The organism is Embleya sp. NPDC001921 (assembly GCF_053594475.1).
Window position 1 is genome coordinate 1 of record NZ_JBSFEO010000128.1, and the last position, 5,021, is coordinate 5,021.

The 5,021-nt window shown below is 71.5% G+C and carries 11 protein-coding genes; 1 reads left to right on the forward strand and 10 read right to left on the reverse strand.

Annotation, left to right across the window (positions count from 1 at the left end):
- From ACWCPW_RS51505 to ACWCPW_RS51525, 5 genes are all read right to left on the reverse strand, one after another.
- Positions 1 to 609, reverse strand: a 609-nt coding sequence (locus ACWCPW_RS51505; protein ID WP_449768602.1) for a hypothetical protein, incomplete at its 3' end; no start/stop codon positions are given.
- Positions 609 to 899: a hypothetical protein gene (locus tag ACWCPW_RS51510; RefSeq protein WP_449768603.1), complete on the reverse strand. Its 291-nt coding sequence runs from the start codon at positions 897 to 899 to the stop codon at positions 609 to 611. The genes ACWCPW_RS51510 and ACWCPW_RS51505, both read right to left, overlap by 1 nt.
- Positions 900 to 908: 9 nt before the next feature.
- Positions 909 to 1,070 (reverse strand): hypothetical protein, encoded by a 162-nt coding sequence (locus ACWCPW_RS51515; RefSeq protein WP_449768604.1) that lies wholly within the window; start codon positions 1,068 to 1,070, stop codon positions 909 to 911.
- Positions 1,070 to 1,951, reverse strand: coding sequence for a DUF2637 domain-containing protein (locus ACWCPW_RS51520; RefSeq protein WP_449768605.1), 882 nt, complete (start codon positions 1,949 to 1,951; stop codon positions 1,070 to 1,072). The genes ACWCPW_RS51515 and ACWCPW_RS51520 overlap by 1 nt, the downstream gene beginning before the upstream one ends.
- Positions 1,948 to 2,265 carry an HNH endonuclease signature motif containing protein gene (locus ACWCPW_RS51525; protein ID WP_449768606.1) on the reverse strand — a complete coding sequence of 106 codons (318 nt, stop codon included), beginning with the start codon at positions 2,263 to 2,265 and terminating at the stop codon, positions 1,948 to 1,950. Before ACWCPW_RS51525 ends, ACWCPW_RS51520 begins: the two co-directional genes overlap by 4 nt.
- 394 nt (positions 2,266 to 2,659) lie before the next feature.
- Here ACWCPW_RS51525 and ACWCPW_RS51530 point away from each other — a divergent pair, with 394 nt between their 5' ends.
- Positions 2,660 to 2,953 carry a helix-turn-helix domain-containing protein gene (locus ACWCPW_RS51530; protein ID WP_449768607.1) on the forward strand — a complete coding sequence of 98 codons (294 nt, stop codon included), beginning with the start codon at positions 2,660 to 2,662 and terminating at the stop codon, positions 2,951 to 2,953.
- Here the strand turns inward: ACWCPW_RS51530 and ACWCPW_RS51535 are convergent.
- The 5 genes from ACWCPW_RS51535 to ACWCPW_RS51555 form a co-directional block, all read right to left on the reverse strand.
- Positions 2,950 to 3,222 carry a hypothetical protein gene (locus ACWCPW_RS51535; protein WP_449768608.1) on the reverse strand — a complete coding sequence of 91 codons (273 nt, stop codon included), beginning with the start codon at positions 3,220 to 3,222 and terminating at the stop codon, positions 2,950 to 2,952. The two genes, ACWCPW_RS51530 and ACWCPW_RS51535, sit on opposite strands and share 4 nt — an antisense overlap.
- Before the next feature lie 48 nt (positions 3,223 to 3,270).
- On the reverse strand, positions 3,271 to 3,903 hold the full coding sequence (locus tag ACWCPW_RS51540; protein ID WP_449768609.1) for a hypothetical protein: 633 nt from the start codon (positions 3,901 to 3,903) through the stop codon (positions 3,271 to 3,273).
- Positions 3,904 to 3,980: 77 nt separating this feature from the next.
- On the reverse strand, positions 3,981 to 4,193 hold the full coding sequence (locus tag ACWCPW_RS51545) for a hypothetical protein (protein ID WP_449768610.1): 213 nt from the start codon (positions 4,191 to 4,193) through the stop codon (positions 3,981 to 3,983).
- Between the two features lie 153 nt (positions 4,194 to 4,346).
- Positions 4,347 to 4,730 (reverse strand): hypothetical protein, encoded by a 384-nt coding sequence (locus tag ACWCPW_RS51550; protein ID WP_449768611.1) that lies wholly within the window; start codon positions 4,728 to 4,730, stop codon positions 4,347 to 4,349.
- Positions 4,723 to 5,021, reverse strand: a 299-nt coding sequence (locus tag ACWCPW_RS51555; protein ID WP_449768612.1) for a hypothetical protein, incomplete at its 5' end; no start/stop codon positions are given. The genes ACWCPW_RS51555 and ACWCPW_RS51550, both read right to left, overlap by 8 nt.

Below are 5,021 nucleotides of genomic sequence, written 5' to 3' on the forward strand. Positions count from 1 at the left end.
GTGTTGCGGGGGGTGTAGCGGTTCGTGACCTGCGGCTACACCGGCCGGAGAGGGGTCGGGGTCGGGTCGGGGAGTGGGGTTGAGGGCGGCGTCCAAGTCGTCGATGTGGATGCCGGCGCGGACCTTGCCGGCTTTGCCGCCGACGCGGACCGAGTCGCGGACGCGGACGCCGTGTCCGGTGATCCAGGCGCGGACGTCGGCGGTGTCCCAGTCGATGCCGGCGGCTTGGACGCGGTCGGTGATCTCGGCGAGGTGGATGCCGCGTCGGTCGCCGATGGCCCGACGGATGGCGGTGAGGTCGCGGTGTCGGGCGGCCTCGGGGTCGAGGGGTTCGGCCTTCGGTGTGTCGGTCGCTTCGGTCGCTGCCGGCCCGGCCCACCATGCGGCGGCGAGCCAGGCGGGGGTGGCGATCGCGAGTGCGGTGGGTCCGAGTTGCCAGCCGGCCCAGGCGCCGCCGAGGAGGATGCCGCCGCGGGTGGTGATGGCCCGGCGCCGTTCGGTGGCGCCGGCTGCTTCGGCGGCGACCCAGGTGGTGATGCGGTCGACGAGGGTGTGGTGGCCGTCGACCGCCCGGTGGACGTGTGCCGCGGCGCGGTCGACGGGTCGCATCAGACGGAGCCGACGACGCCGGTGAGGGCGGTGACGCCGGAGTTGATGATTTGGCGGCAGGAGTCGCCGATGGCGGTGCCGGAGCCGAGGGCGACGCCCAGGAGGATGGCGACGATGAGGTGTGCCCAACTGGCTTTCTTGTGGTTGGCGTTGTACCAGGTGAGGGCGGAGAGGGCGAGTACGGCGACGACGTTGGCGGTGAGGATGGCGCCGCCGGCGGCGGTGGGTGTCGTGGGGGCGGTGGGTGCTTGGGTGGCGAGCATTTCGCCGGCGAGTGCGTACAGGTGCATGGCGGGTCCTCAGTGGGTGTAGAGCGCGGCGGCGGCTGCGATGGCCGCCCAGAAGCACGCGAGTTCGAGTGCGAGGGTGCGGACGGTGCGCGGTGGCAGGCTCGGCGCGAGGGCCAGGAGGCCGATCAGGGCGAGCGCCGCCGCCAGCACGCCGATGACGGCGGGGTGCATCAGGCGACCCGACGCAGGGTGCGGGTGACGGTCGAGCGTGCGACCGACTGTCCGTGCTGAGCGCGGACAGCGGACAGCACCTTGTCCGTGTCGCGGACGCCCTGGCGGACAAGCCGGCGGACCGTGTCCGCGATCGTGTCCTCCGTGTCCGGGGCGAGGTGGACGACCGGCTGTGACGTGCTGTCCTGCTGTCCGGCCTTGTCCGCCAGGACGCTGCGGACCGTGTCCTCGGATACGTCGATCCCGGCGTGGGCCAGTTGATCGGCGATGTCCTCTGCCGTGGCGTCGGGGGGCATGGTGTCCGCTGCTGCGCGGACAGCCGCACGCACTGTCCCGACTGCCCGGACATGATTGTCCGGCAACGGTTCGGGAGTGTCCGCCCGCATGGGGTCGAGGTGATCGAGGCGCACGCCGACGGCAGCCCGCAAGGTCTTCCATGACCGCCGGGGGTACATGAGCCACGCGATGAGCGGGACCCTGGGCAGCATCTCGGGGACAAGGCCTCGGGCGGCGCGCTCGGCGTCCCGGGCGTCACGCCGGTGCAGTTCGAAGAGCAGCTCGACCAGGGCTGAGGTCGAGGCGAACGCGAAGCCTGCGGGCATGCCTCCGATGGAGTGGCCGTGCGTGTAGGTGATGACGCCGGACGTGGCGACGAACGCGAGGATGCTGAGACGAGGCAGGCCGGCCGGCGTGCCGCGCAGGACGGCGCGGCGGGAGTACTCGGCGCAGATGAGTCCGGCGGAGTCGAACATGAGGCTGATGCCGTAGGCCAGTGTGGGCGCCATGCCCCAGGCGATGAGCCGGTGCGAGATCGACCATGCTGCGGCGGTGAGCATCATGCCGAGCACGATGAACCAGGCGACTTTGACGAGGCGCTTCACGAAGCGGCCTGCCGACGCTTGGCCTGGTAGCGCGCGGCGGCTTCCGCCCGGCACGCCCGGCAGCCGCGGTGACCGCGGGGGTCCAGGTAGGTGTTGATGCGATCGAAGGGGTGTCCGGCATCGCAGTGGTTCTTGGCGATGTTGTGCGCGGGGGCCGCCTCGCCGCGCAGGGTGTTCTCGCGGACGGTGACCGCTTCCATGTGGTGTGGGTTGACGCACTGGCGGTTGCGGCACAGGTGGTCGATGACCATGCCGTCGACGAGTTGGCCTACGAAGTAGCGGAAGGCAAAGCGGTGGGCGCGAAGTGTTCGCATGCCGATCGAGAACTCCGCGTACCCATCGCGGTCCTGCGAGTCCGTCCAGTCCCAGCAGCCCGTGTCGGAGTGGCGAACCTTGCTGAAGAAGCGCCAGAGGTCGCGGGGCGCTACGGCCCGTTCGTACCCGTCAGGGAAGGTGAGAACGACCGGTTGCGGGGTGCGGCTGAGCTTGGCGGGCCGGGGCCGTGTTGGTCCTGAGCTGCGGCTACGCTGCGTTTTATCCAAGGGAGATGATTCCTCCTGAGGTAGGCCCCGCCTGGTGTTAGCCGCACCAGTCGGGGCTGCTTGCTGTTCGGGGTGCTTCATCGCCGTGGCGACGAACACAACTGTACCCTGTCTAGGGTACAGCGCGTTGCGTCAAACCTACGCTCCCGCCCATGGAGGGAGCCGGATGAGGAAAGAGGTGCGGCGCGTGCTCGCAGCCGTCGATGACCTGGAGAAGATTCCGGACGCTGGCGAACGCGCCAAAGCGTTGGGCGAACTGTTGCTGGAGATCCCGTCCTTCCACAGCAAGGTTCGGGAGATGCGTCAGCAGGCGGTCCTGGTGCTTCGCCAGCAGGGCCTGAGTTGGCAGGACATCGGAGACCTCCTCGGTGTGGGGCGGTCACGCGCCAAGCGCATCGCCGAGGGAACGTCCTGGCCGGCGAAGAACGCGGCCCCACCCGACGAGAGCACCCCGACCTAGGCCTGCAGTTCGCGGTCGGCGGTGTCCGCGGCCAGCAGGTCGGCAACGTTGTCCGGCGCCCCCGGGACAGTCAAGTAATCCTGTCCCGGGACGGCGGCGAGGTGCGGGACGGCGACCTGCTGCACGCCGTGCATGGCTCCACCGAACCGATCCCAGCGGGACACGAGAACGAGAGCGTGCAGGACGCCGCCGGCGATCCAGAACGAGCGGACGCGACCGGGTGTCCAGTGGCCCTCGGGGCTGCGGACGTCGAGCGTGGGCATGGCCATGGCGTCAGTGTCCCGGATGGGCGGCAGGCTCGTCCGGGACACCGGTGATCACGCCGCGGCGCCGAGGAGCCGGGCGACGAGTCCCTGGTACTCCTCGATCGGCACGACGCGCGGGCATCGCCGGCAGGTGATCTTGCCGCCGCCGTCTTCTTGGACGAGCGAGACGGTGTCGCATCCGGGGCAGGGTGCGTGGAGCGGCATCTTCTCGACGTCTCCGGTCCCCCCGAGCAGCCGGCGCGCGCCGCCGGCGAGGACGCGGACGTCCCGCCCGAGGTCTTCGGCCTGGTACCAAGCCCAGACGTCGCGCCCGCCGCGGGTGTCGCCCAGCACGCGCGCCGCCCAGCCGGTGGTGCGCCCGCGGACTTCGGTGCTGCCGAGGTGGTCGAGCCAGGCCGCCGCCCATTCGGCGAGCACGGTGTCCATTTCGTCGGCGGCGTCGAACTCGGGGCTCGGCGAGGGCGGGTCGACGCGGGTTCCGCCGCGGCCGACGGTCCCGCGGGTGGCCTGTCCGTCGGCCGCCGCCAGGAGCGCGTCGTGCTGGGTGGGCAGCCGCCAGACCAGGGTGGCGAGTTCGTCGCGGCAGTCGGCGCACCAGATCGGTTCGCCGGGCCGGCGCTTGTGGCTGGGGCAGGTGGGCTGTTCGGTGTCGGTGGTCGTGTCGGTGTGGTCGAGGTGCTGCACGGTGGCCTCCGGGGCGGTACGGTCCGGGTGCGACGCAGGACCGTGGGCCCCCGAGGGATCGGGGGCCTTCTTCGCGCCTACTCGGGGCCGATGCCGTCGCGTTCACGCTGGATCTGCCGGACGTCGGCGCGCAGGCCGTCGACGATCTCGACGAGCGCCGCGAAGTGGGTCTCGGTCTCCGTGGCTTGCCGTTCCAAGATGTCGACGCGGCACAGCAGGCGGATGATCGCGGCCATCGCCAGGCCGGCGAGGATCATCGTGGCGATGCCGTTGATGAGGTCGATGCTCATGTCGCTCTCGTTTCGCTCTGGTCTCGTATTGATCAAGGTGTGGTGTTTGTCCGGTGTCGGGCGTAGCGTCCCTGGTCCGGTCCACCCCCCCGGGCCGGCGTCGGGCCCGCGCTCCCTGGTCTCCCCTGGGTTGAGCAGCGGGCCCTCGGCGCGTCAACGGCGTTCGAGCGGCGGCCAATCCGGTGCGATGCCGAGCAGCTCGTCGGGCGAGACCCTGGGCTGCGGCGGGTCGGTGAAGTGCCGGAGGCCGGGCACGGCCGGGTCGCGGATCTCGTGGATCGTGTAGTTCGACCGGGCCAGGTGGCGGCTGCCGGCGTCGAGCGTGCACCGCTGGCCTTGCCAGGTAGCGGGGCACCGGTCGACCGCCCGCGCGACCTTGAGCGCCCGGTTGCGGTCGACTGACCCGACCCAGCCGCCGAGGGCCATGCGGTCGGCGACGCTGGTCAGCCAGGCGCCGACGTGGTGGTGGAGTGCGGGTGTCGGGTCGGCGGTGAGGGCCTCGGCGGCGGTGCGGAGTTCGGCGACGGGGTCAGGCATCCCGGTCCCCCTGGGGCCAGTGGTCGGTGAGGGGTGCGGTGGTCTCGGTGTCCGCCGCCGGCTCGGGCTGGGCGTCGACCGCGGTCCCGGTCTCGCAGGGCCACGGGTGGGGGTCGCCGGACTCGTCGATGCAGGTGGGGCAGATGTCGGCGACGGGCCGGTCGAGGCACGCCACGTCTCCGTCGTCGTCGCGGTGGTGCCGCTCCCAGTACGCGTCGAAGACGTCGTCGGCGGCGCCTGCGCCCGGGGCGGGGCAGGGGCAGTCGACCTCGTACAGGTGGTCGAGGCGGT